This is a genomic window from Streptomyces sp. NPDC014870 (assembly GCF_043081505.1).
Classification (GTDB): domain Bacteria; phylum Actinomycetota; class Actinomycetes; order Streptomycetales; family Streptomycetaceae; genus Streptomyces.
Genome location: NZ_JBIBWQ010000002.1, coordinates 500,033 through 524,804 on the forward strand (window position 1 = coordinate 500,033; position 24,772 = coordinate 524,804).

The following is a 24,772-nucleotide window of genomic DNA, read 5'->3' on the forward strand; positions in this document are numbered from 1 at the left end:
GATTCTGGGTGGGGGTTCGACCAGCGACGCACATGCAATCAGCCCTAGTTACCTTCCGGTAGCCGTTGGATGCCGGGAATCTTGCGCGCCCGGCACGAACATGCCAACTCTGCCGTCAACTCTCGTCCTGGTGCCTGAAATGTCACATCCTGGACCAGGTAGGATGCGCGCATGACCCTCGCGCAGAATTCGACGATCTTCGACATGGACCTCGGTCCGCTCAACCCGGTGACGGCTGAGCTGATCCTTGGCGTGGTGCTGTTCGCCCTGACCTTCCTGATCCTGGCGAAGGGCATCCTGCCGAAGATCAACCGCACCCTCACCGAGCGTGAGGACGCCATCGCGGGTGGCGAAGGCCGCGCCGACGCCCTCCGGGCCCAGGCCGCGGAGATCCGCGAGCAGTACGAGGCCGAGCTGGCCGAGGCGCGCCACGAGGCCGCCCGCATCCGCTCGCAGGCCACCGAGGAGGGCGCCGCCGCCATCGCCACCGCCCGCGCCGAGGGCATCCGCGAGCGCGAGGAGATCCTGGCCGCCGGCGCCGCGCGCATCGCCACCGAGCGCGAGTCCGCCGAGCGCGAGCTCAACCAGGACGTCGAGGCCTGGGCCCGCGCCCTGGCCGGCCGCATCGTCGGCGAGCCGGTCGGCGCCGACCGCGCCTGACGCAGCACGCCATGTGATCGGGGCCGCGCCCCGGGCCGACGCCCGGGACGCGGCCCCGATCCTTTTGCGCCCTTTGCGGCGAAGGTCCGCACAGGGGCAGGCTGAGAACGTGAGAGGAACGCCCGCATGACCGCACCGCACTCGGCCGAACCGCCCCAGCCGCCCCCCGCCGGGGGCGTCCTCTGGAGCGTCGCCGGGGACGTCCGCGGGCTCCTTATGCTGCCCGCCGCCCTCGCCCTCCAGGTCGCCCACCCCGCCGTCGGCGCCGGCGTCGACGAGCACTCCGTCTTCCGCACCGACCCCTGGGGCCGCGGCGAGCGCTCGCTGCGCTCCGTACAGCTCTGGGTGTACGGCGGCGAGGCCGCGGCCGAGGAGGGGCGCCGGCTCCGTACGCTCCACAGGACCATCCAGGGCACCGACGCCCACGGCCGCTCCTACCACGCGCTCACCCCGTCCCACTACGCCTGGGTGCACGCCACCGGCTTCCCCGTCTACCAGCACGGCCTGCGCCTGCTCCACCGCCCGCTCACCGAGGCCCAGGAACGGCAGCTCTACGCCGAGTGGCTCCAGGTCGGCCGCATCCTCGGCATCCACGACCGGGACATGCCCCAGACGGTCGAGGAGTTCTGGCCGTACTTCCGCAAGCGGCTCGGCGAGCTGGAGGCCACCGTCGTCCTGCGCGAGCTGACCGCCGTCGACCAGCCCGTCCCGCCGCCCGACCGGGGCCCGCTGCCGCTGCGGCTGCTGCTCAGGCTGCTCTGGCCGGTGCTCCTGCCCCGCCTCGCCCGCTTCCGCGCCTTCGTCACCGTCGGTCTGATGCCGCCGGAGGCCCGCGACGCCATCGGCCTGGAGTGGACCGACGAGCAGGAGCGCCGGCTCCGCCGCTTCGCCCGGGTCGTACGGGCCGTGGTGCCCGTACTCCCCGAACGGCTGCGGTATCTGCCCCTGGCCCGCGAGGCGCGCCGCCAGGCCAGGCGCGCCGGACGCGAGGCCCCGGTCAGCGCGCCAGGCCGCCGCGCCTGATCACCTCCGCGTACCAGCGCGCGCTGTCCTTCGGTGTACGGCGCTGGCTCGCGAAGTCCACGTGCACGATCCCGAACCGCTTGCCGTAGCCGTAGGCCCACTCGAAGTTGTCCAGGAGCGACCAGAGGAAGTACCCGCGCAGGTCGACGCCGTCGGCGAGCGCGCGGTGCGCGGCCCCCAGATGGGCGTCGAGGTACGCCACCCGCTCGGGGTCGTGGACCGCGCCCTCCGGATCGGCGTAGTCGTCGTACGCCGCGCCGTTCTCGGTGATCATGAGCGGCACCCCGGGCAGCTCGTCGCGGAGCCGGACGAGCAGCTCGTGGAGACCGGCCGCGTCCACCGGCCAGTCCATGGCCGTACGCGGACCCGGCGCGGGCTCGAACCGCACCCGGGCCGGCGCGCCGGGGTACGGCGACGGTGATTCCGAGACACCGGCGCCGACGACGGTGGGCGTGTAGTAGTTGATGCCGAGCGAGTCGATCGGGGCCGAGATCGCCTCCAGGTCGCAGTCGCGGACGAAGGACCAGTCCGTGATCCCCGCCGTGTCCTCGACCAGGTCGGCCGGCAGGCGGCCGTGGAAGACCGGGTCGAGGAAGATCCGGTTGGCGACGGCGTCGATCCGGCGGGCCGCGTCCACGTCCTCGGGGGAGGAGGACACCGGCCTGATCGAGTGCAGGTTGAGGGTGAGCGACAGCTCGACCGAGGCGGGCACGGCCGCGCGCAGCGCCCGGGCGGCCAGGCCGTGGGCCAGATTGAGGTGGTGGGCGGCGCGCAGCGCGGCCGCGTCGTCGGTACGGCCCGGCGCGTGCACCCCGGAGCCGTAGCCGAGGAAGGCCGTGCACCAGGGCTCGTTGAGCGTCGTCCAGGTGGCGATCCGGTCGCCGAGCGCCTCGGCGGCCAGCCCCGCGTACTCGGCGAAGCGCTCCGCCGTCCCCCGCTCCGGCCAGCCGCCCGCGTCTTCGAGCTCCTGGGGCAGGTCCCAGTGGTACAGGGTGGCGACCGGCCGGATGCCCGCGTCGAGCAGCTCGTCCGCAAGGCTCCGGTAGAAGTCGAGGCCCTTCTGGACGGCCGGTCCGCGCCCGGTCGGCTGGATGCGGGACCAGGAGAGCGAGAAGCGGTAGTCGGTGAGCCCCAGCTCCTTCATGAGGGCCACGTCCTCCCGCACGCGGTGGTAGTGGTCGGCGGCGATGTCACCGGTGTCGCCGTTGCGCACCTTGCCCGGCGTACGGCTGAAGGTGTCCCAGATGGACGGGGTGCGGCCGTCCTCGGCGGCGGCCCCCTCGATCTGGTAGGCGGCGGTGGCCGCGCCCCAGCGGAAGCCGTCAGGGAAGAGAGCGTTCATGGAGGGAGAACTCCTGTGAGAGGAAGAGGGTACGGTCGGCCACCCGCTCAGCCCTTGACGGCGCCCTGCATGATGCCGCCGACGATCTGCCGGCCGAGCAGGCCGAAGACGAGCAGCACGGGCAGCGTGCCGAGCAGGGTGCCGGCCATGATCACGGACTGGTCGTGGACGTATCCGCCGCCGAGCTGGCGCAGGGCGACCTGCACGGTCGGCTCCTGCGAGGACAGCGCGATGATCGGCCAGAAGAAGTCGTTCCAGGCGGCCATGAAGGTGAGCAGCCCGAGCACCGCCATGCCCGGCCGGGCCACGGGGATCACGATCGACCAGAAGATCCGCGCGGAGGACGCGCCGTCGACACGGGCCGCCTCGATCAGCTCGTCCGGCAGCGACTGCACCAGGAACTGGCGCATGAAGAACACGCCGAAGGCCGAGACGAGACCGGGCAGGATCACCGACTGCAGCTGGTTCACCCAGCCCAGCTCGGCGATGAGCATGAAGAGGGGGATCACCCCGAGCTGCGGCGGGATCATCATCGTGCCGACCGTGATCGCGAGCAGCGCGCCCCGGCCGCGGAAGCGCAGCTTGGCGAAGGCGAACCCGGCCAGCGTGCAGCAGAGCACCGTGCCGACGGTGATGGAACCGGAGACGACGAGCGAGTTGAACAGCGCCTTGCCGATGTCCGCCTCCTCCATCACCGCCTCGAAGTTGCGGATCAGGTTGGGGCCCGGCAGCAGGGTCGGCGGCACCTGCGCCAGATCGGCGTTGGACCGGCTGGCGGCGACGATCGTCCAGTAGAAGGGGAAGGCCGAGACGAGGACGGCGAGGATCAGGACGGCGTACGTGATCCGGCCCCCGCGCCCGGTGCGGCCGGCGACTCGGGTGGTCACGCGCGGGCCTCCTTGCGTGAACGGCGCCGCACGAGCAGGGCGTTGACCCCGACGAGGACGAGAATGAGCAGGAACATCAGCCAGGCGATGGCGGCGGCGCGGCCGAGGTGGAAGAAGCCCCAGCCCTGTTCGTAGAGATAGAGCCCGAGCGTCTGGTACTGGTGCGAGATGCCGCCCGAGATGGAGCCCTCGAAGAGGAGCGGCTCACCGAAGAGCTGGGTCGCGCCGATCGTCGAGACGACGGTGGTGAAGACGATCGTCGGGCGCAGTCCGGGCAGGGTGACGTGGAAGAACTGCCGCCAGCGCGAGGCCCCGTCCATCTCCGCCGCCTCGTACAGCTCGGAGGGGATGGACTGCATGCCCGCGAGGTAGATCAGCGCGTTGTAGCCCGTCCAGCGCCAGACGACGATCGAGGAGACGGCGATCTGCGAGGCGAGCGTGGAGTTCTGCCAGTCGACAGGACCGAAACCGACCAGGGAGAGACCGTAGTTGACGAGCCCGTAGTCGTGCCCGAAGAGCTGGGCGAAGACGAGGGTCGCCGCGGCGACGGAGGTCGCGTAGGGCAGCAGCATCGCCGTGCGGAAGAAGGTCCGGCCGCGCAGCTTGTAGTTGAGCAGATGGGCGAGACCGAGCGCCATGGCGAGCTGGGGCACGGTGGACAGGACCCCGATGGTGAAGGTGTTGCGGAGCGCGGTCCAGAAGAACTCGTCGGTGAGCAGCGCCGTGTAGTTGCCGAGGCCGCGCCACTCCATGTCGCCGGGGGTCTGCAGCTCGACACGGTAGAGCGAGACGAAGGCGGTGTAGAGCAAGGGGAAGAGGCCGAAGGCGGCGAACAGGGTGAAGAACGGGGCGATGTAGGCGTACGGGGCGAGCGTGGACCGTCGGCGTCGGCGCGACGGTCCGGAGGACCGGGCCGACGACGGCGGGACGGGTGCGGCCGTCGGCCCGGAGGCGGTCAGGGTCACGGTGCGGCCCTTCGGGTCGGGTGAGCGGGTGCGAGGTGCTGTGGCTGACGGGCTGGGGGCAGGACGCCCCCCGAGGGCGGGGGCCGGTGGTCCGGCCCCCGCGTCCCCGGCGTCATCCGACGGCGTTCTCGACACCCTTCTGGGCGTTGGACCACGCCTTCTCGGGTGAGGTGCCCTTGCGCTCGACCTCGCTGAGCGCGTTGGTGATCTGGTCGGCGACGTTCTTGTCGTGCACGCCGAGCACCTGCACCGGGGCGGCCTTGGCCGCGTCACCGAAGATCTGCCCGATCGGGGCGCCGGAGAAGTACGGGTCCGTCGCGGTGGCGACCTTCGCGATGGCGCCGGTCGAGGACGGGAAGTTGCCCTGCTTCGTGAAGAGCGTGGCCTGCTGCTCGGGGGCGGTGAGCCACTTGATCAGCTCGTACGCCTCCTTCTTGTGCTTCGCCGCGCGCGGCACGGAGAGGTACGAACCGCCCCAGTTGCCGGCGCCGCCGGGCAGCTTGGCGATGTCCCACTTGCCCTTGCCCGCGTCACCGGCCTGGCCCTTGATGTAGCCGAGCATCCAGGCGGGGCAGGGGAGCGTGGCGAAGGAGCCGGTGGAGAAGGCCTGGTTCCACTGCGGGGACCACTGGTCCAGCTTGGCGCTCAGGCCGTCCTGCGCGGCCTTCGTCGAGGTGTCCCAGGCGGCCTGCACGGCGGGGCTCTCGGCGTAGATGAGCTTCCCGGACGCGTCGTAGTACCGCTCCTTCTCCTGGCCGATCATGACCGCGTACAGGCTGCCGACGCTGTCCACCCAGGCGCTCTTGGCCGGTGCCTTGGCCTTGTACTGCTTGCCGAGCTCCAGATAGCCGTCCCAGGTGGACCACTTCTGCGCCAGCTCGGTGCGGTCGGTGGGGAGTCCGGCCTGCTTGAACAGGTCGGTGCGGTAGCACATGGCCTCCGGGCCGACGTCCGTGCCGAGGCCGAGGACCTTGCCGTCCTTGGTGGTCGCGGCCGACCACTTGGCGTCGGCGAACTCGCCCTTCAGCGCGTCCGCGCCGTACTTCGTCAGGTCCTCGAACTTGTCGGCCTGCTGCTGCGTGACCGAGGCGATCCGGCCGACCTCGATGCCCTGGACGTCGGCGAGGCCGCCCCCGCCGGCCAGCCGGGTCTGGAGCGACTTCCAGTAGTCCTGCTCGTCCTCGGTGTCGGACTGCTTGATCGTGACGTTGGGGTGGAGCTTCTCGTACGCGGCGTAGAGCCCGGCCTCCTTGTAGCCGAACGAGCCGAAGAGGTCGACGGTGATCGTCACCTTTCCGCCCGCGCCGTCGGACGTGTCGTCGGACCCGCCGGATCCGCAGGCAGCGAGCAGGGCCCCGGTGAGGACGACCGCGCCGATCCGTGCGGCGGTGGTCCGCACGGCGGTCGTTCTGGCGGCTCGGGCTGTGGGCATGGGAAGCCTCCGTGTTGAGAGCGCTCTCAAGAATGCGTCTGGAGCGTGCCTCCCGGCCCAGGTTCCCGTCAAGAGTCGAACGCGTAACAGCTCGGCCAACGCCGATATCCGCCCCCGCACTTCAGGAGCCGTACGAGGGCGCACGCCAGTACGTCGGAAGCTTACGCGGAGTGGCGGCGGACCAGTTCCGTGGTGGTGATCACGGGCTGGGGCACGCCCGTGCCGTCGAGGATGCCCATGAGCAGCCGCACCATCAACCGGCCCATGCCCTCGATGTCCTGGCGGACCGTGGTCAGCGGCGGGTCGGTCGCCTCGGCCACCTGGAGCATGTCGTCGAAGCCGACGAGCGCCACGTCCTCAGGGACGCGCCGGCCGTGCTCGCGCAGCACGCGCAGGGCGCCCGAGGCCATCACGTCGCTGGCGGCGAAGACGGCGTCCAGGTCGGGGCGGCGGCGCAGGAGTTCGGCCATCGCGCGCGCCCCGCTCTCCTCCGTGAACGCCCCCTCGGCCACCAGCTCCGGCCCGGCTTCGGGCAGTTCGTCGCGGTATCCGTCGAGCCGGTCGAGGGACGAGGTCTGGTCGCCCGGGCCGGTGATGTGCGCGATGGTGCGGCGCCCGAGCGAGCGCAGATGGCGGACGGCGTCGCGGGCGCCGCCCCGGTTGTCGCAGTCGACGTACGGCACCGTGGAATCGCCGATGGGCGTCCAGCCGGGGCGCCCACCGAAGACCGTCGGCACCTGCGCGCGCCGGACGATCTCCGGGAGCTGGTCGTCGGTGTGCAGCGAGAAGGCGAGCGCCCCGTCGACGTGCCCGCCGCCGAGGTACCGTGCGATCCGCTCGTGGTCGCCGGGCCCCTCCACCCACAGCAGCACCAACTGTGCGTCATGGGCGGTCAGTTCGCGGCTGATGCCGCGTATCTGCTGCTCGAAGAACGGGTCGGAGAAGATCCGGAACTCGGGCTCGGCGATGATCACGGCGACGGCCCCGTTGCGCCGGGTCACCAGGGTCCGCGCGGCGTGGTTGGGGACGTAGCCCAGCTCCTCGACGGCCACGCGCACCTTCTCCGCGAGCGCCTCGCGCACCCCCGCGCCGCCGTTGACGACGCGGGACACGGTCGCCCGGGACACCCCGGCGCGCTCGGCGACGGCTTCCAGGGTCGGGCGCGTCCCGGACGTCATTTCGCTCAAGGCTGGCTCCCCATGGGCACGGTGCTGCGACGGTCCTGACAGCGTCGAGGGTAACCCCTGGTGGGGCGGGCCGGGGCGGATGGCGAAAGCGCTCTCAGCCGGGCGGGGCTCAACGCGCCGCCCGCAGCACGTTCACGTCCGGCAGTGCCCGGTGGCGGTGGTGGGCCGCCGCCACCTCGGCCAGCGCGGGGCGGCCGAGCTCCCGGTACGCCACCTCCAGCAGTTCGCGCGCGTACTCCTCGTGCTCCGCGCGGCCGTACGAAGCGCGGTGCAGGTCCCGTCCCAGGGCAAGCGCCTCCGCCGGATCCCCGGCCGACGCCCGCCGCAGGGCCTCGTCGCGGGCCGCCAGGACCTGCTCGGCGTCGTCGAAGAGGTCCTCCATGAAGGTGCCGAAGCGGTACGGGTCGGCGGCGCCGTGCGCCGGCCGGTCCAGCGCGGTCCGCCCGGAGACCAGGGCCCCCGCGCCGTCCATGGTCGTGATCCGGGCGGTGTCGACGGGCGCTCTCGGGTACACGTACGTCTCGGAGTAGGCGAGCCCCGTCTCCGTACGGTCCCCGGTCTCGAAGCCGGTCAGGGCAACCCGTAGCCGCCCCAGGTCGGCGAGGCGCGCGAGCTCCTCCTCGTCCCCGTCGGCCGCGTAGTCGGCGAGGTCCCGCTGCGCCGCCTCGATCCGTGCCCGGATGGCCTCCAGCGGGGTGCGGTGGGTCCGGTCGATCCCTTCGCCGTCGTTCGTGCAGTACGAGGCGACTCCGTCGCAGGTGCGCCCGTCGTCGGACCAGAGCCCGAAGTGCAGGCCGTCCGAACCGCCGTGCAGGAAGGTGAGGAACTCGGGGGGATCCCGGTAGTACCGCCCGTGCACCCGGATGTCGAGCCCCTCCCGGGGGAGCGCCGACGGGTCCGCGAACAGGTCCGTCACGCCGTAGGGCGCGAGGTCCAGGTCACGCAGCGCCCGCTGCTCGACGGGGCCGAGCGCGGCGAGGAAGTCGGCGAACCGGAAGAACGAGTCCGGCAGTTCAAGACCCCACTCCCCGCGGACCCGCCGTGCGACGGCCGCCCGTACCTCCGGGTCCCCGTACCGCTCCGCCGCCACCGCCACTGTCCGCTCCCACCTGTCGCTTTCGTGCAGCCGGTGAGCCTACCCAGGGCGCACGGACGCGCCCCGCCCCGCCCCTCCGGGGGGCGGCGCGGGGCGCGTGCGCGACGGGTCAGTGACCGCCGTTGCCCTCGGGGCCGCCGTGCTCGTGGATCGTGTTGGTCTCCGCGATCTTCTTCCAGGACTTCGGCTGCACGGGCTTCGCCGGCGCGGCGGGCGCGGCGGCGGCGACCCCCGCCGAGCGGGCCGGCCGGGCCGACACGCCCGCCTCCGCGGCCGTCGACGTCGACGGCTTCACCGGCTCGTACAGCCAGGTGTCGAAGAGCGCGGCCAGCGGCTTGCCCGAGATCCGCTCCGCGTACTTCACGAAGTCCTTCACCTTGGCGTTGCCGTAGGCGAACGCCGTCGGCCAGCCCTTCAGGATCGCGAAGAAGTCCTCGTCGCCGATCTCGTTGCGCAGCGCCTGCAGCGCCAGCGCGCCCCGGTCGTAGACGGCGATGTGGAACTGGTTGTCCGGACCCGGGTCGCCCGGCGCGACCGTCCAGAACGGGTCCTCCGCGGTACGGGTCTGGTAGACGTAGTCCGCCAGCTCCTGCGCCGTGCCCTCGCCCTCCTTCTCCGACCAGAGCCACTGGCTGTAGCGGGCGAAGCCCTCGTTGACCCAGATGTCCTTCCACCGGTCGACCGAGACGCTGTCGCCGTACCACTGGTGCGCCAGCTCGTGGACGACCACGGACACGTTCGCCCCGTTGGCGAACTGGCGGGGGCTGTAGAACGGCCGGGTCTGCGTCTCCAGCGCGTACCCGCTGGTCACGTTGGGGACGTAGCCGCCGAGCGCGTTGAAGGGGTACGGCCCGAAGACCTCCTCCAGCCACTCCGCGACCTCGGCGGTCCGCTCGATCGAGGCCCGGGCCGCGCCCGCGTTGTCGCCGAGGTCCTTGCTGTACGCGTTGAGGACCGGGAGCCCCTTCGCGGTCTTGTCGGTGGTGATGTCGAACTTGCCTACGGCGAGCGTGGCCAGATAGGTCGCCTGCGGCTTGTTGGAGCGCCAGTTGAAGCGGGTCCAGCCGAGCCGCGAGGACTGCGACTGGAGCACGCCGTTGCTGATGGCCTGCGTACCGTCCGGGACGGAGACCGAGACGTCGAAGGTGGCCTTGTCCAGGGGGTGGTCGTTGGACGGGAACCACCAGGCGGCCGAGTCCGGCTCCTGGGCGGCCACCCCGCCGTCGGGCGTGCGGTGCCAGGCCGTCCAGCCGCCGATCTTCACCTCGGAGGGCTTGCCCGCGTAGCGCACGACGACCGAGATCGTCCGGTTCTTCTCCAGCGGGGTCGCCGGGGTGATCTCCAGCTCCTGCTCGCCGCTGGTGGTGAACGCGGCCTTCCTGCCGTTCACCCGCACCTCGCTGACCTTCAGGCCGAGGTCCAGATTGAAGCGGGAGAGGTTCTGCTTGGTGGTGGCGAGGATCGTCGCCGTGCCCTCGAGGAGGTCGGTCGCGGGCTGGTACGTCAGCCGCAGGTCGTAGTGGGAGACGTCGTAGCCGCCGTTGCCACTGGCCGGGTAGTAGGGGTCGCCGATGCCCGATGCGCCCGGAACGTAGTCGGCGGCGGATGCCGGGATCGCCAGCAGGAGGGACGCCGCGAGTGCGCTCGGAACGACAAGTCTGCGGTGCACGAGAGCTCCAAGTCGGTAAGAAGCATGCATGGTGTTCGGTCCTTAGCGACGCTATTCAGCGCGGTGATGCCCCGTCACGTCCAGAGGACCTCCTTTCACACGATCGCCATTCGGCCGAAACGGACCCTCCGGCCCCACCCGTACGGCCCCGCTCCCGACGGCACTCTTTTGCGCGGGAGTTGACGGGGGTACGTTCCGCCCCATGCCGATACGTGTGCGGAGAACCCGCGGAGCCCGTCCGTCGCGCAGAACCCTCGCCGTGGCCGCCACGGCCGCCCTGCTGTCCGCCCTCGTCGTCGCCCCGTCCGGCGCCCTCGCCGCGGACACCCGAGCGGCCGATCGCGCCGTACGCGAGTCCCAGCCCGTGTACTCCTACGGCGACGCGATACGCGAGTCGATCTGGGTGGACACCGGCCTCGACGGCGACGGCGACGGCCGCACCGACCGGGTCGCCGCCGACATCGTCCGCCCGCGCGAGACCGCCGCGAACGGCCGGAAGATCCCGGTCATCATGGACGCCAGCCCGTACTACGCCTGCTGCGGACGCGGCAACGAGAGCCAGAAGAAGACCTACGACGCCGCCGGGAAACCGGTCCAGTTCCCGCTCTTCTACGACAACTACTTCGTGCCGCGCGGCTACGCCTTCGTCGCCGTCGACCTCGCCGGCACCAACCGCTCCGACGGCTGCGACGACGTCGGCGGCCGCTCCGACGTCCAGTCCGCCAAGGCGGTCGTCGACTGGCTGAACGGCCGCGCGCGCGGCTACACCACCCGTACCGGCTCCGAGCGGGCGAAGGCCACCAGCTGGTCCACCGGCAAGGTCGGCATGATCGGCAAGAGCTGGGACGGCACGATCGCCAACGGCGTCGCCGCCACCGGGGTCGAGGGCCTGGAGACGATCGTCCCGATCGGCGCGATCTCCTCCTGGTACGACTACTTCCACTCCCAGGGCGCCCCGCTCTACAACGCCAACCCGAGCTGGCTTTCCGAGTACGTCAACAGCCCCGAGGCGAAGGCCCGTTGCGGCGCCGTCCAGGATCGGGTCACCGCCGGCACCCCGTACAGCGGGGACTGGACGCCCGCCTGGAGCGAGCGGAACCACGTCCCGGACGCCCGGAAGGTGAAGGCGAGCGTCTTCGTCGTGCACGGGCAGCAGGACCTCAACGTCCGCGCCAACCACTTCGGCCAGTGGTGGGACGCCCTCGCAGCGCAGGGCGTCGAGCGCAAGATCTGGCTCTCCCAGACCGGCCACGTCGACCCCTTCGACTTCCGGCGCGCCGACTGGGTCCGCACCCTGCACCGCTGGTTCGACCACGAACTCCTCGGCTACGACAACGGCATCGACCGCGAGCCGATGGCCGACATCGAGCGCGCCCCGGACCGGTGGACCACCGACCGGGTATGGCCGCCGCGCGCCACCGAGCCCACCACCCTGCGCCCCGGCACGGGCCAGGCGCCCCGCGCCGGCACCCTCGGCCGGACCCCCGCCGCGGCCGGCGCCACGGAGACGTTCACCGACGACCCGGCGCTCGGCGAGACCGACTGGGCGGCCCGGACCGACGACCCGACCTCCGCCCAGGCCGGCTTCACCACCCGGCAGCTCTCCCGCGACCTGCGACTCTCCGGCTCCTCCACGGTGACCGTCACCGCCACCCCGACGACCACGACCGCGCACCTGACGGCCGTCCTCGTCGACCTCGGCCCCGACACCATCCGGGACTACGCCGCTTCCGGCGAGGGCATCACCACCCTCACCGACCGGACCTGCTGGGGCGCGAGCACCGACGGCGACTCCGCCTGCTTCAAGGAGACGAAGGCCCGGACGGCCGACGTCGGCCACACCGTCGTCAGCCGGGGCTGGGCGGACCTGGGCACATGGGCGAACCCCGCGCAGGGCCGGCCGCTGACCCCGGGGAAGGCGTACACGATCACGCTGAAGCTGGCGGCCACCGACCACGTCATCCCGGCCGGCCACCGGCTGGCCCTGATCGTCGGCGGCACGGACAGGGACCTGCTCGACCCGCCGTCCACGACCCCGACGCTCACCCTCGACCTCGCCCGCACCTCGGCGAAACTCCCGCTCGTCGGTGGCGTCGAGGCGTTCACGAGGGCGACGGCCGCTACGGTCGACGCACGCTCGGCGCAGGCCGGGCAGCCGCTCACGGGTGTCGGGCCCGCACGCCCGGGCATCCCCGTCCCCGGTGAGGCCCGATGAACCGCGCACCCCGCCGCCGCCCCGTGCGCCGCGCGCTCGCCCTCGCCGCGGGTGTCACCGCCCTCGGCCTGCCGCTCGTGGCCGTGCCCGCCGAGGCGCACGGCGGGTCGGCCCAGACGCCGCCCCCGCGCACCGGCTTCGAGACCAGCCACGGAGCCCGCTGGACGACCGAGGCCGAGGAAGGGGCCTTCCTCGCCGCCGTCGACCGGGCGAGCGACCGGGTCGCGCTGCGCACCCTGGCGACGACCAAGCAGGGCCGCCCGATCCGGCTCGCCACGGTCGGCGCGCGGTCGGCGCCGACCACCGTGCTGCTGGTCTGCTCCCAGCACGGCGACGAGCCGTCGGGCCGGGAGGCGTGCCTCACGACCGTGCGGGACCTGGCCTACGCGCGGGACAAGGAGACCCTGCGCCTCCTTGCCCGTACGACCTTCCTCGTCGTCCCCACGGCCAACCCCGACGGCCGTGAGGCCGACACCCGGGGCAACGCCGACGGGGTCGACGTCAACCGCGACCACCTCGCCCTGGCGACCGCCGAGGGCCGGGCGCTCGCCGCGCTCATCCGCGACCGGCGCCCCGAGCTGGTCTACGACCTGCACGAGTACGACGGCACCTCGCCGTACTACGACAAGGACCTGCTCGCGCTCTGGCCACGCAACCTCAACACCGACGCCCACGTGCACGACGAGGCCCACGCCCTCTCGGAGTCCTACGTCCGGCCGGCCGCGGGCATCTCGGGCTTCAGCAGCGGCATCTACGGCATCTGGACCGACCCGCACACCGGGCAGCCGGTCAAGCAGGTCGCGGGCGACGGCCAGGAGCGCATCCTGCGCAACACGGCCGGGCTCAAGCACTCCGTCGGGCTGCTGGTCGAGACCCGGATCGAGGCGCTCACCCAGGCCGACGCCGACGACGAGGCGCGCAACAACCGGCGCCGGGTCACCACCCAACTCGTCGCGCTGAAAGGTGCGTTCGCCTACCTCGACGAGCGGCGCGGGCTCCTCGGAGCGGCGACCGCGGCCGCCCGTCACACCGGTTTCGCCGACCGGGGACCCGTCATGATCGGGGGCGCCGACAACGACCCCGCCGAACCCGCCGAGATCCTCCAGGACCCGCCCTGCGGCTACCGCCTGGACGCCGCGCAGTACGCCGAGTTCGGTGACGAGCTGGCGCTGCACGGGGTGACCGTCCGGCGGGACGGCGCGGGGGCGTGGGTGCCGCTGCGCCAGTCGCAGCGCGCGCTCGTGCCGCTGCTCCTCGACGGGCGCGCGGCCTACCGGCTCACCACCGGACAGCCGGTGGAGGTCTGTTGACGGGGTGACGGGCCGACGGGCTGAGTTGGTCCCGTACCTGGCGTGACACCTGTGGTACTGCTGCCTTACGGAGTGCGTTTGTCCCGTATTGCAGGGAAAGGTGCCATCGGTGTCGCAGGATGATCAGTCAGCCGGGGAGTCCGGGAGCGGTGGTGGCCGGGGAGGCCGGGAGGGGCTGTCGGTGACGGCGGACCTCCCGCGCGGCCCCGGCCACCACCCGAAGGCGCGCACGGACCGGATCGTGTTCGGGGTCACCGCCGGCCTCACCCTCGCCTTCGTGGTCTGGGGCGCCACCGCCACGGACAGCCTGGAGAGCGTCTCCAGCGACCTCCTCGACGGGCTGATCCGCAACGGCGGCTGGGCGTTCATGCTCGCCGCGTCCGGTTTCGTCGTCTTCGCGCTGTGGCTCGCCATCAGCAGGTACGGCCGGATCACCCTCGGCCACGAGAGCGAGGGTCCCGAGTTCCGGACCGTCTCGTGGATCGCGATGATGTTCAGTGCGGGCATGGGCATCGGCCTGATGTTCTACGGGGTGAGCGAGCCGCTCGCCCACTACGGCACCCCGCCGCCCGGCACGCACCCCGTCGACTCGGCCGAGCGGATGCAGGTCGCGATGGCCACCACCCTCTTCCACTGGACCCTGCACCCGTGGGCGATCTACGCGGTCGTCGGCCTCGCCATCGCGTACTCCACCTTCCGGCGCCGCCGGCGGCAGACCGTCAGCGCCGTCTTCGTCCCGCTGATCGGCAAGCGGGCGGCCTACGGGGGACCGGGCCGGTTCATCGACATCCTGGCGATCTTCGCGACCCTCTTCGGCTCGGCCGCCTCGCTGGGGCTCGGCGCGCTCCAGATCGGCAGCGGCGTCGAGGAGTTGGGCTGGCTGGAGACGACCGGGACCGGGCTGCTCGTCGGCATCATCGCCGTCCTTACGGTCGCCTTCGTCGCCTCCGCCGTCTCCGGCGTCGAGAAGGGCATCCAGTGGCTGTCCAACACGAACATGGTGCTCGCGCTCGTCCTGGCCGTCTTCGTCTTCATCGCGGGCCCGACCATCATCGTGCTCGACCTGCTGCCCACCTCGATCTTCGCCTACTTCGGCGACCTGCCGCAGCTGGCCGGCCGGACCGAGGCGACCAGCGGCGACAACATCCACGAGTGGCTGGGCGGTTGGACGGTCTTCTACTGGGCGTGGTGGATCTCCTGGACGCCCTTCGTCGGCATGTTCATCGCCCGGATCAGCAGGGGCCGCACCATCCGCCAGTTCGTCGGCGGCGTCATCCTCGTGCCCAGCGCGGTGAGCCTGGTCTGGTTCGCCGTCTTCGGCGGCACCGCGATGAAGCTGAGCGAGGAGGGAAGGCTGGCGGAGGAGACCACGCCCGAGGGGCAACTCTTCGGCGTGCTGCAGGAGTTCCCGCTCACGGGGACCATGAGCCTGATCGTCATGATCCTCGTCGGCATCTTCTTCGTCTCCGGCGCGGACGCCGCCTCGATCGTCATGGGCACCCTCTCGCAGCGCGGCACGTTCGAACCGACCCGCCCCGTGGTCATCTTCTGGGGCGTGGTCACCGGAGCCGTCGCCGCGATCATGCTCCTGATCGGCGACGGCCAGGGCGACGCCCTCGCGGGCCTGCAGAACCTCACGATCCTGGTGGCCGCGCCGTTCGTCCTCGTGATGATCGGCATGTGCGTGGCCCTGATGAAGGACCTGCGCAAGGACCCGCTGATCGTCAGGGGCGAGGTGGGCGAGGAGGTCATCGAACTCGCGGTGATCGCGGGCCACGAGAAGTACGACGGCGACTTCGAACTCCGCATCGGCCCCGGCACGGGCGCGCCGGGGGACGGCGGCTGAGCGTGTGCGAGAGGAGGGGGCCGAGGGCCGGTGACCGATCACCGGCCCCTCCGGGACCGTCACCCTCCCGGACGATCCCTCCGGGGCCGTTACCCGCAGGCCAGCTCCGCTGCCCTCCGCGCGCAGCCCCAGGCGACCGTGACGCCCGCGCCGCCGTGGCCGTAGTTGTGGACCAGGCGGCCGCCGGACGGCAGCGGCTCGACGTCGAGCCGCACCCCGCCCGCCCGGGCCGGCCGCAGGCCCACCCGGTGGCCGAGGACCCGCGCGTCGGCGATCTCGGGCCGGATCCGGGCGCACCGCGCCACGATCGCCGCCGCCGTCGCCGGATCGGGCTCAAGACGCTCGTCGCCCTCCTGGGCGGTCCCGCCCAGGATCAGCCGCCGCGGCTGCGGGAAGAAGTACGTCGTCGCGCTCGACGCCGCGTCGGCCGCCGTGAACCACTCCTCCACCCCCGGGTTCTCCACCAGCACCAACTGCCCCCGCACCGGACGAAGACCCGCGTCCGGCACGAGCTCCCTGGCGCCGAGCCCCGTGCAGTTCACCACGACCGGTGCCGACCCGGCCGCCTCGGCGAAACCGGTCACGGTCCGCCGCTCCACGACCCCGCCGGCCGCCTCCAGGCGCCGCCGCAGCCACCCCAGGTGGACCGGCATGTCGATCAGCGGCAGCACCGCCGCGAGGCCCGTCCGGTACGGCCCCGGCACGTCCGGCCCCGCGAGCTGCCGCAGCCCCGAGACCTCCCGCGCCCAGTCGCCCAGGCCGGCGAGGGCCGTGTCGGCGTGGACGCCGGGCACCAGCCGCACCCCCGTCGCTCCCGGATCGGCGGCGAGCTTCTCGTACACCCGCAGCGACTCCAGGGACCAGCCGCCGACCTCCGCCGCCGGCTCGATCCGGTACGGCCACCACAGCGCCCCCGCCACCGCGGAGGTCGTCCCCTCCGCCGGGTCCCGGGACCAGACCCGTACCCGAAGGCCGCGCTCCGCAAGGGTCAGGGCCGTCGTCAGACCGATGACCCCGCCGCCCACCACGATCACGTCGTCGCTCATGCGCGGACCGTACCGGGAGCCGTTCGGCCGCACCACGGTGCGTCGGGCCGGTGACATACGATGCGTTCCCTGATGACTGCCACTCTCGTCGCCAAGGATCTCGCCGCCGGCCACGGCGAACGCACCCTCTTCGCCGGGCTCGACCTCGTCGTCGCCCCCGGCGACGTCATCGGCCTCGTCGGCGTCAACGGCGCCGGCAAGTCGACCCTGCTGCGACTGCTCGCCGGGCTCGACACCCCCGAAGAGGGCGAGCTGAAGCTCTCCCCGCCCACCGCGAACGTCGGCCACCTCCCGCAGGAGCCCGAGCGGCGCGCGGGGGAGACGGTCCGGGAGTTCCTGGCGCGCCGCACGGGTGTGGCGGCCGCGCAGACCGCCATGGACGAGGCCACCCAGGGCCTGGTCGACGGGGCGCCCGGCGCCGACGACGCGTACGCCGTGAGCCTGGAGCGCTGGCTCGGCCTCGGCGGCGCCGACCTCGACGAGCGGGCCGAGGAGGTCGCCGAGTCCCTCGGCCTGACCGTCGGCCTCGACCAGCCGATGACCTCGCTCTCCGGCGGCCAGGCCGCCCGCGCAGGCCTCGCCTCCCTCCTCCTCTCCCGCTACGACGTCTTCCTGCTCGACGAGCCCACCAACGACCTCGACCTCGACGGTCTGGAGCGGCTCGAGTCCTTCGTCCAGGGGCTGCGCGCGGGCACGGTCGTCATCAGCCACGACCGCGAGTTCCTCACCCGCACGGTCACCAAGGTCCTCGAACTCGACCTCGCCCAGCAGCAGATCACCCTCTACGGCGGCGGCTACCAGGCGTACCTGGAGGAGCGGGACACCGCCCGCCGGCACGCCCGCGAGGAGTACGAGGAGTACGCCGACAAGAAGGCCGCGCTCGAAGGGCGCGCCCTGATGCAGCGCAACTGGATGGACAAGGGCGTCCGCAACGCCCGCCGCAAGGCCACCGACAACGACAAGATCGGCCGGAAGCTGCGCGGCGAGGCGAGCGAGAAGCAGGCCGCGAAGGCCCGCCAGACGCAGCGGATGCTCGAGCGGCTCGACGTCGTCGAGGAGCCCCGCAAGGAGTGGGAGCTGCGGATGGAGATCGCCCCCGCCCCGCGCTCCGGCTCGGTCGTGGCGACCCTGCGCGAGGCCGAGGTCCGGCGTGGCGACTTCCGCTTCGGGCCCGCGACCCTCCAGGTCGACTGGGCCGACCGGGTCGCGATCACCGGCGCGAACGGCGCCGGCAAGTCGACGCTGCTCGCCGCCCTCCTCGGCCGCCTCCCGCTCGACTCCGGCGACGCGGTGCTCGGCTCGGGCGTCGTCGTCGGCGAGGTCGACCAGGCCCGCAAGCTCTTCCACGGCTCGGAGTCGCTCCTCGACGCGTTCTGCGCGGCCGTCCCCGAGACCGAGCCGGCGGACGTCCGGACCCTGCTGGCGAAGTTCGGGCTCAAGGCCGCCCACGTCCTGCGCCCCGCCACCACGCTCTCCCCGGGCGAGCGGACCCGGGCCGCGCTCGCCCTCCTCCAGGGCCGGGGCGTCAACCTGCTCGTCCTCGACGAGCCGACCAACCACCTGGACCTGCCGGCCATCGAGCAGCTGGAGTCCGCGCTCGACTCCTACACCGGCACGCTCCTCCTGGTCACCCACGACCGGCGGATGCTCGACGCCGTCCGTACGACCCGCCGCGTCGAGGTCGCGACCGGCAAGGTGACCGAGCTCTGATGGGTGTCACCTTCGGCTGGGGCCCGACGGAGGCCGCGGCCCTGGCCAAGGACGCCGCCTGCCTGGTCGTCGTGGACGTCCTCTCCTTCACCACGTCGGTGGGCGTGGCGGTCGAGGCCGGTACGTCCGTCTTCCCCTACCGCTGGAGGGACGGGACGGCGGTCGCGTACGCGGCCGAACGGGACGCGGCCCTCGCCGTCGGCCGGAGCGAGGCATCGCCCGAGACGCCGTGGACGCTCTCCCCGGCCGCCCTGCGGGCAGCCCCGCCGACCCCGCGACTGGTCCTGCCGTCCCCGAACGGCTCCACGATCGCGGCGGAGGCGGCCGGGGCGACCGTCGTCGCCGCCTCGCTCCGCAACCGCACGGCCGTCGCCCACTGGCTGGCCACCCACGGCTACGGCTCCGAGTCGAGCCCGCTCGCGGTGATCGCCGCCGGCGAGCGGTGGCCGGACGGCTCGCTGCGCCCCGCCCTGGAGGACCTCCTCGGCGCGGGCGCCGTCCTGTCGGCCCTGCGCGGCCTCGGCCCGTACGCCCTGACGCCGGAGGCGCGGGCGGCGGCCACGCTGTGGGAGGCGACCGAGGATCCGGTGGCGGAGCTGCACCGCTGCGCTTCCGGGCGTGAACTGTACGAGTACGGCTATCCGCAGGACGTCGCGGTGGCCGCCGAGGCCGACACCTCGGAGACGGTCCCCGTCCTGAGGGACGGCGCATTCCAGGAGACACCATGACCGACCTGCTGACCCGGCTCACCGAGATGCTGGACGATCTCGACGCCGATCTCGACGAGACCATCGACCTCGCCGACGAGATCGCCGCCTCGGGCGACGCGGCGCTGCTGCCCCGGCTCCAGGCCGAACTCGACCGGGCCCTTGTCGAGCGCAACGCCTACGCCCGCGAGCTCCTCGGCGGCGTCCTCGCCGCCATCGGCGGCCCTGACGCCCTGCCGGCGCTCCTGCGGGCCTCCTCCGTGGACCTCGGCGACGACCAGGACTCCCTGGCGGCGGAGATCGTCGACCTGGTCCAGGCCGACCCGACCCGCGCCCGCGCGCTCCTCCAGCCCCTGACGGAGGACGACGACCTCACGGTCGCGAACCGCGCCGAATGGGCTCTGCGCTTCCTGCCGAACGCCTGACGGCACGGATGTCGCCCTCGGCGACGCGAACGGGCCCGGCCGTCCGGCCGGGCCCGTTCCCCGTCAGCGGCCGCGCCGCTTGTCGCCGCCGCCCTCGTTCAGCAGCCCCGCCTTGCGCAGGGCGTCCGCCATCGCGCTGTTCGCGGGGCCGGCCGACGGCGCCGAGCGCTGGCCGCCCTGCGGCTGGCCGCGCCGCTGCTGCGGCGGACGCCCGCCGCGCTCACGCCGCTCTCCGCGCTCCCGCTTCGGCGCGTCCCCGTCGCCCGCGCTCGCCGACGCCTCGTCGTCGAGCCGCAGCGTCAAGGAGATCCGCTTGCGCGGAATGTCGACCTCCAGGACCTTCACCCGGACCACGTCACCCGGCTTCACCACGTCGCGCGGGTCCTTGACGAAGGTCTTGGACATGGCGGACACATGGACGAGCCCGTCCTGGTGCACGCCGATGTCCACGAACGCCCCGAACGCCGCCACATTGGTGACCACGCCCTCCAGGACCATCCCCGAGACCAGGTCGCCGATCTTCTCGACGCCCTCCTTGAACGTGGCGGTCTTGAACGCGGGCCGCGGGTCGCGACCCGGTTTCTCCAGCTCGCGCAGGATGTCGGTGACCGTCGGCAGACCGAAGGTCTCGTCCACGAACTGGTCCGCCCGCAGCGACCGCAGCACCCCGGTGTTGCCGATCAGCGACGCGACCTCGCCGCCCGTCGTCTTCACCATCCGCCGCACCACCGGGTACGCCTCCGGGTGCACCGACGACGCGTCCAGCGGGTCGTCGCCGCCCCGGATCCGCAGGAAGCCCGCACACTGCTCGTACGCCTTCGGGCCGAGCCGCGCCACGTCCTTCAGCGCCTTCCGCGAACGGAACGGGCCGTTCGCGTCGCGGTGCGCGACGATGTTCTCGGCGAGACCCGCGCCGATGCCCGACACCCTCGAAAGCAGCGGCGCGGACGCGGTGTTGACGTCGACGCCGACACCGTTCACACAGTCCTCGACGACCGCGTCCAGCGAACGCGAGAGCTTCACCTCGGACAGGTCGTGCTGGTACTGCCCGACACCGATCGACTTCGGGTCGATCTTCACCAGCTCGGCCAGCGGGTCCTGGAGCCGCCGAGCGATCGACACCGCGCCGCGCAACGAGACGTCCAGGCCCGGCAGTTCCTGCGAGGCGAAGGCCGAGGCGGAGTACACGGACGCGCCGGCCTCCGAGACCATGACCTTGGTGAGCTTCAACTCGGGGTGCTTGGTGATGAGTTCGGCGGCGAGCTTGTCGGTCTCGCGGGACGCCGTGCCGTTGCCGATGGCGACCAGCTCGACCGCGTGCTCCTTCGCGAGCCGCGCCAGCTTCGCCAGCGACTCGTCCCACTTGTTCGCCGGGACGTGCGGGTAGATCGTGTCGGTGGCGACGACCTTGCCCGTGCTGTCGACCACGGCCACCTTGACGCCCGTACGGAAACCGGGGTCGAGGCCCAGGGTCGCGCGCGTGCCCGCCGGGGCGGCGAGCAGCAGGTCGCGCAGGTTCGCCGCGAAGACCCGGACCGCCTCGTCCTCGGCGGCCGTGCGCAGTCGCAGCCGCAGGTCGATCCCGAGATGGACCAGGATCCGGGTCCGCCACGCCCAGCGGACCGTGTCGAGCAGCCACTTGTCGCCAGGACGCCCCCGCTCGGCCACGCCGAAGCGCGAGGCGACCATGCCCTCGTACGCGGTCGGACCGGGCACCTCGGAGGGCTCCTCCGGCTCCAGCTCCAGGGTGAGGACGTCCTCCTTCTCGCCGCGCAGCATGGCGAGGATCCGGTGCGAGGGGAGCGCGGTGAAGGGCTCCGCGAAGTCGAAGTAGTCGGCGAACTTCGCGCCCGCCTCCTCCTTCCCGTCCCGGACCTTCGCCGCCAGCCGGCCCCGGCCCCACATCCGCTCCCGCAGCTCGCCGATGAGGTCGGCGTCCTCGGAGAACTTCTCGGTGAGGATGGCGCGGGCGCCTTCCAGGGCCGCCGCCGGGTCGGCGACGCCCTTGTCGGCGTCCACGAAGGCCGCCGCGGCCGCCGCCGGATCCACCGACGGGTCGGCGAGCAGCCCCTCCGCCAGCGGTTCCAGACCGGCCTCGCGGGCGATCTGGGCCTTGGTACGGCGCTTGGGCTTGAAGGGCAGGTAGATGTCCTCAAGCCGGGCCTTGGTGTCGGCGGCGCGCAGCTGGGCCTCCACCTCGGCCGTCAGCTTCCCCTGCTCCCGTACGGAGTCGAGGATGGCGGTCCGCCGGTCCTCCAGCTCCCGGAGGTAGCGCAGCCGCTCCTCCAGCGTCCGCAGCTGCGCGTCGTCGAGCATCTCGGTCGCTTCCTTGCGGTAGCGCGCGATGAACGGCACGGTCGAGCCGCCGTCGAGCAGCTCGACGGCCGCCCTCACCTGTCGCTCACGTACGCCGAGTTCCTCGGCGATCCTGCCTTCGATGGACGTCGTCACGGTGTCCCGACTCGCCTTCTCGTGCCTCAAGCTTGCGAGTGCATTCTGCCGTCTCCTCCTCCGGAACCCCGCACGCGCCCCGGTCCCGCCGTGTCCGGCGGCCGCAGGTCAGCTCTTCGCGCTCAGGTCGGCCGGGAAGGCCCCGGCCAGGAACGCCGCGTTGCGGAAGGTCTTGCCCAGCTCCGTCAGCCGCTCCACGCCCGCCGCGCCCAGGTGCTCGTACGGGGCGGAGTCCAGCCGGTCCGTCCGCTCCTCCAGCTCCTCGCGCAGCGCCGTGCCCTCGGCCGTGAGTTCGCCCTCCGCGTCGAGCAGCCCGCGCCCGCGCAGCCGGTCGGCGGCGGCGTCCCAGTCGGCGCGCCGCCAGCCGCGCGCGCCCAGGGCGAGCCGCGGGTTCATGCCCAGGCCGGTCGCGGTGTGGCTGACCATCGCCTCCAGCGGGTCGAGGTCCAGGGTCAGCAGCGCGGCCAGGTGGCCGTCGCCCCGGTGCTCGCGCAGCAGCGTCGCGGAGTGCCAGTACCGCAGGTGCGGCGCCTCGGGGACGGGCAGGTCGGCGTGGGCCGAGTAGAGCGGCCGGGCGTGCCGGGTGCAGGCCTCGGTGGCGCGCAGAGCGAGTTCGGCGGCCTCCGCCATCTCGGCCGAGGCGATCGCCTCCTCGCCGAGGAGCCGGCGCAGCGTGCGGTCCACCGTCCGCAGCCGCGCGGCGCCGACCTCGGCGGGCGAGGCGATGTCCCACACCGCCGGAAGGTGCTGGGCCAGCATCTCGACGTTGTAGTTGAAGAAGGCCGCGGCGACGGTGCCCGCGCCCACGGCGCCCATCGCGGCGCTGCGCGAGGCGAGCCGCATGGCCGTGGCGTCCTCGAAGCCGAGGGCGCGGAACTCGGTGTCCAGGTCCGGTGAGAAGTACACCGTGGAGTGCATCGGGTTGAGCATGTGGTGACAGCGGCGGCCCGCGCGGGGAGGCAGAGAGGTCATGGAACGGAACGTTACCGACTGGTCGGTACGACCGGAAGCCCGGGGCGGTCGCCCCGGTCCCGCATGGCAGGAAAGGTGGGTTGCTCGTCATTGCGGACACCCCGCAACCGGCCAAGGATGGTGCCCATGACGAAGCGACCCGTGCTCGTCGTCCTCTTCGACGACGTGCAGAGCCTGGATGTCACCGGACCGGTGGAGGTGTTCGCCGGGGCGGGCCGCGCCGGCGGCGGCTCCTACCCGATCGTGACCGCCTCGCTCGACGGCGGGCCGGTCCGCACCCAGAGCGGCCTGCGGCTGCTGCCGGACACCACGCTCGCCGCTGCGGACCGCCCGCACACCCTGCTCGTCCCCGGAGGTGAGGGCACCCGGCGCCCCGACCCCCGGCTGATCGACTGGCTGCGGGCGAACGGCCCGCGTGCCGAGCGGCTGGTCTCCGTCTGCACCGGGGCGCTGCTGCTGGCGGAGGCCGGGCTGCTCGACGGCCACCGCGCGACCACCCACTGGATCGCCTGCGACCACCTCGCCCGCTGCTACCCCGAGGTCGACGTGGATCCCGACCCGATCTTCGTCCGTGACGGCCGCATCGCCACCTCCGCCGGCGTGACGGCGGGCATCGACCTCGCGCTCGCGCTCGTCGAGGAGGACCTGGGCCGTGACACCGCCCTGACCGTAGCCCGGCACCTGGTCGTCTTCCTGCGCCGCCCCGGCAACCAGGCGCAGTTCAGCGCCCAGCTCGCCGCGCAGACCGCCCGGCGCGCGCCGCTGCGGGACCTCCAGCACTGGATCACCGAGCATCCGGCGGGGGACCTCTCCGTCGAGGCGCTCGCCGCCCGGGCCCGGCTGTCACCCCGCCACTTCGCCCGCGCCTTCCAGGCGGAGACCGGCACGACCCCGGGCCGCTATGTCGACAGGGTCCGGCTCGAGCACGCGCGGCGACTCCTGGAGGAGACGACCGACGGCGTCGAGGAGGTCTCCCGGGCCGTCGGCTACGGCACGCCCGAGGCGATGCGCCGGGCCTTCGTCAAGGCGATGGGCACCGCTCCGGCGGACTACCGCCGCCGCTTCCACGCACCGGTACGGAACGCCACGCGGCCCTGAACCGCCCCACCTGCGGAACCCGCGCCCGCGGCGAACCCGAGACCACTCAGCACCGACCACCCAAGGAAAGGGACCCCATGCAGATCGCCGTGCTCCTCTACGACCGCTTCACCACCCTCGACGCCGTCGGACCCTACGAGCTGCTCGCCCGCATCCCCGGAGCCGAGACCGTCTTCGTCGCCAAGGAGGCCGGGCCGGTCCGCAACGACCAGGGCAGCCTCGCCCTGGTCGCCGACAAGACCCTCGCGGACGTCCCGCACCCCGACATCGTGCTCGTCCCCGGTGGCCCCGACTCGCGGGCGGCGATGAACGACCCGGAGATCCTCGGCTGGCTCCGTACCGCCGACGAGACCAGCACCTGGACGACCTCCGTCTGCACCGGTTCGCTCATCCTCGGCGCCGCGGGCCTGCTCGACGGCCGCCGGGCGACCACCCACTGGCTCGCCTTCGACGAGCTGCGGGCGGTCGGCGTCGAGCCGACCGGCGAGCGGGTCGTCTTCGACGGCAAGTACGTCACCGCCGCCGGGGTCTCGTCCGGCATCGACATGGCGCTGCACCTCATCGGCCGGATCGCCGGCGACGCGACCGCCCAGACCATCCAGCTGCTCACCGAGTACGACCCGCAGCCGCCCTACGACGCGGGCTCCCCGGAGAAGGCGCCGGCCGAGATCGTCGCCCACTGGCGCGGCACGGCCCCGAAGGACCTGCCCCAGGGCTGACCGGCCTGGCGG

General features: G+C 72.8%; 20 protein-coding genes. 10 read left to right on the plus strand and 10 right to left on the minus strand.

Annotated elements, in window-relative coordinates; genetic code table 11:
- Positions 1–171 precede the first annotated feature (171 nt).
- Complete coding sequence (locus tag ACF09C_RS06925; protein ID WP_392089562.1) at positions 172–660, plus strand: hypothetical protein; 489 nt, start codon at positions 172–174, stop codon at positions 658–660.
- A 126-nt stretch (positions 661–786) separates the two neighbouring features.
- A complete protein-coding gene (locus ACF09C_RS06930) occupies positions 787–1,683 on the plus strand; it encodes an oxygenase MpaB family protein (protein WP_392089564.1) in 897 nt (298 codons plus the stop codon).
- Here ACF09C_RS06930 and ACF09C_RS06935 read toward each other — a convergent pair.
- The 7 genes from ACF09C_RS06935 to ACF09C_RS06965 form a co-directional block, all read right to left on the minus strand.
- Positions 1,658–3,025 carry a GH1 family beta-glucosidase gene (locus tag ACF09C_RS06935; protein WP_392089566.1) on the minus strand — a complete coding sequence of 456 codons (1,368 nt, stop codon included), beginning with the start codon at positions 3,023–3,025 and terminating at the stop codon, positions 1,658–1,660. The two genes, ACF09C_RS06930 and ACF09C_RS06935, sit on opposite strands and share 26 nt — an antisense overlap.
- Positions 3,026–3,072: 47 nt before the next feature.
- Positions 3,073–3,912, minus strand: coding sequence for a carbohydrate ABC transporter permease (locus tag ACF09C_RS06940; protein ID WP_392089568.1), 840 nt, complete (start codon positions 3,910–3,912; stop codon positions 3,073–3,075).
- Complete coding sequence (locus ACF09C_RS06945; protein ID WP_392090267.1) at positions 3,909–4,766, minus strand: carbohydrate ABC transporter permease; 858 nt, start codon at positions 4,764–4,766, stop codon at positions 3,909–3,911. Before ACF09C_RS06945 ends, ACF09C_RS06940 begins: the two co-directional genes overlap by 4 nt.
- A 223-nt stretch (positions 4,767–4,989) precedes the next feature.
- On the minus strand, positions 4,990–6,309 hold the full coding sequence (locus ACF09C_RS06950) for an ABC transporter substrate-binding protein (RefSeq protein ID WP_392089570.1): 1,320 nt from the start codon (positions 6,307–6,309) through the stop codon (positions 4,990–4,992).
- Between the two features lie 161 nt (positions 6,310–6,470).
- Positions 6,471–7,487 carry a LacI family DNA-binding transcriptional regulator gene (locus ACF09C_RS06955; RefSeq protein ID WP_392090269.1) on the minus strand — a complete coding sequence of 339 codons (1,017 nt, stop codon included), beginning with the start codon at positions 7,485–7,487 and terminating at the stop codon, positions 6,471–6,473.
- Between the two features lie 118 nt (positions 7,488–7,605).
- Positions 7,606–8,592, minus strand: a complete 987-nt coding sequence (locus tag ACF09C_RS06960; protein WP_392089572.1) for a hypothetical protein — start codon at positions 8,590–8,592, stop codon at positions 7,606–7,608.
- A 109-nt stretch (positions 8,593–8,701) separates the two neighbouring features.
- Entirely contained in the window at positions 8,702–10,261 is a 1,560-nt protein-coding gene (locus ACF09C_RS06965) for a M1 family metallopeptidase (protein WP_392089574.1), read from the minus strand.
- Between the two features lie 202 nt (positions 10,262–10,463).
- Between ACF09C_RS06965 and ACF09C_RS06970 the strand changes: the two genes are divergently transcribed.
- From ACF09C_RS06970 to ACF09C_RS06980, 3 genes are all read left to right on the plus strand, one after another.
- On the plus strand, positions 10,464–12,476 hold the full coding sequence (locus ACF09C_RS06970; RefSeq protein WP_392089576.1) for a Xaa-Pro dipeptidyl-peptidase: 2,013 nt from the start codon (positions 10,464–10,466) through the stop codon (positions 12,474–12,476).
- Positions 12,473–13,786 carry a M14 family metallocarboxypeptidase gene (locus tag ACF09C_RS06975; RefSeq protein WP_392089578.1) on the plus strand — a complete coding sequence of 438 codons (1,314 nt, stop codon included), beginning with the start codon at positions 12,473–12,475 and terminating at the stop codon, positions 13,784–13,786. Before ACF09C_RS06970 ends, ACF09C_RS06975 begins: the two co-directional genes overlap by 4 nt.
- 109 nt (positions 13,787–13,895) lie before the next feature.
- The gene (locus tag ACF09C_RS06980) at positions 13,896–15,632 is read left to right on the plus strand and encodes a BCCT family transporter (protein WP_392089580.1); all 1,737 of its coding nucleotides are present in this window, start codon (positions 13,896–13,898) and stop codon (positions 15,630–15,632) included.
- Positions 15,633–15,721: 89 nt separating this feature from the next.
- Here the strand turns inward: ACF09C_RS06980 and ACF09C_RS06985 are convergent, their stop codons facing one another.
- Positions 15,722–16,678: an NAD(P)/FAD-dependent oxidoreductase gene (locus ACF09C_RS06985; RefSeq protein WP_392089582.1), complete on the minus strand. Its 957-nt coding sequence runs from the start codon at positions 16,676–16,678 to the stop codon at positions 15,722–15,724.
- Positions 16,679–16,750: 72 nt separating this feature from the next.
- Here ACF09C_RS06985 and ACF09C_RS06990 point away from each other — a divergent pair, with 72 nt between their 5' ends.
- Genes ACF09C_RS06990 through ACF09C_RS07000 form a run of 3 tightly spaced genes read left to right on the plus strand, consistent with a single transcriptional unit; the run spans position 16,751 to position 19,520 of the window.
- Positions 16,751–18,388 (plus strand): ABC-F family ATP-binding cassette domain-containing protein, encoded by a 1,638-nt coding sequence (locus tag ACF09C_RS06990; protein ID WP_392089584.1) that lies wholly within the window; start codon positions 16,751–16,753, stop codon positions 18,386–18,388.
- Positions 18,388–19,116, plus strand: coding sequence for a 2-phosphosulfolactate phosphatase (locus ACF09C_RS06995; protein WP_392089586.1), 729 nt, complete (start codon positions 18,388–18,390; stop codon positions 19,114–19,116). The genes ACF09C_RS06990 and ACF09C_RS06995 overlap by 1 nt, the downstream gene beginning before the upstream one ends.
- Positions 19,113–19,520, plus strand: coding sequence for a hypothetical protein (locus ACF09C_RS07000; RefSeq protein ID WP_362409619.1), 408 nt, complete (start codon positions 19,113–19,115; stop codon positions 19,518–19,520). Before ACF09C_RS06995 ends, ACF09C_RS07000 begins: the two co-directional genes overlap by 4 nt.
- Before the next feature lie 63 nt (positions 19,521–19,583).
- On the opposite strand, the gene ACF09C_RS07005 is transcribed toward ACF09C_RS07000, so the two are convergent.
- Positions 19,584–21,971: a Tex family protein gene (locus ACF09C_RS07005; RefSeq protein WP_392089588.1), complete on the minus strand. Its 2,388-nt coding sequence runs from the start codon at positions 21,969–21,971 to the stop codon at positions 19,584–19,586.
- A gap of 108 nt (positions 21,972–22,079) precedes the next feature.
- Positions 22,080–22,943: a hypothetical protein gene (locus ACF09C_RS07010; protein ID WP_392089590.1), complete on the minus strand. Its 864-nt coding sequence runs from the start codon at positions 22,941–22,943 to the stop codon at positions 22,080–22,082.
- Positions 22,944–23,069: 126 nt separating this feature from the next.
- Between ACF09C_RS07010 and ACF09C_RS07015 the strand changes: the two genes are divergently transcribed.
- On the plus strand, positions 23,070–24,041 hold the full coding sequence (locus tag ACF09C_RS07015) for a GlxA family transcriptional regulator (RefSeq protein ID WP_392089592.1): 972 nt from the start codon (positions 23,070–23,072) through the stop codon (positions 24,039–24,041).
- Between the two features lie 77 nt (positions 24,042–24,118).
- Positions 24,119–24,760 (plus strand): DJ-1/PfpI family protein, encoded by a 642-nt coding sequence (locus ACF09C_RS07020; protein ID WP_392089594.1) that lies wholly within the window; start codon positions 24,119–24,121, stop codon positions 24,758–24,760.
- Positions 24,761–24,772: the final 12 nt, after the last annotated feature.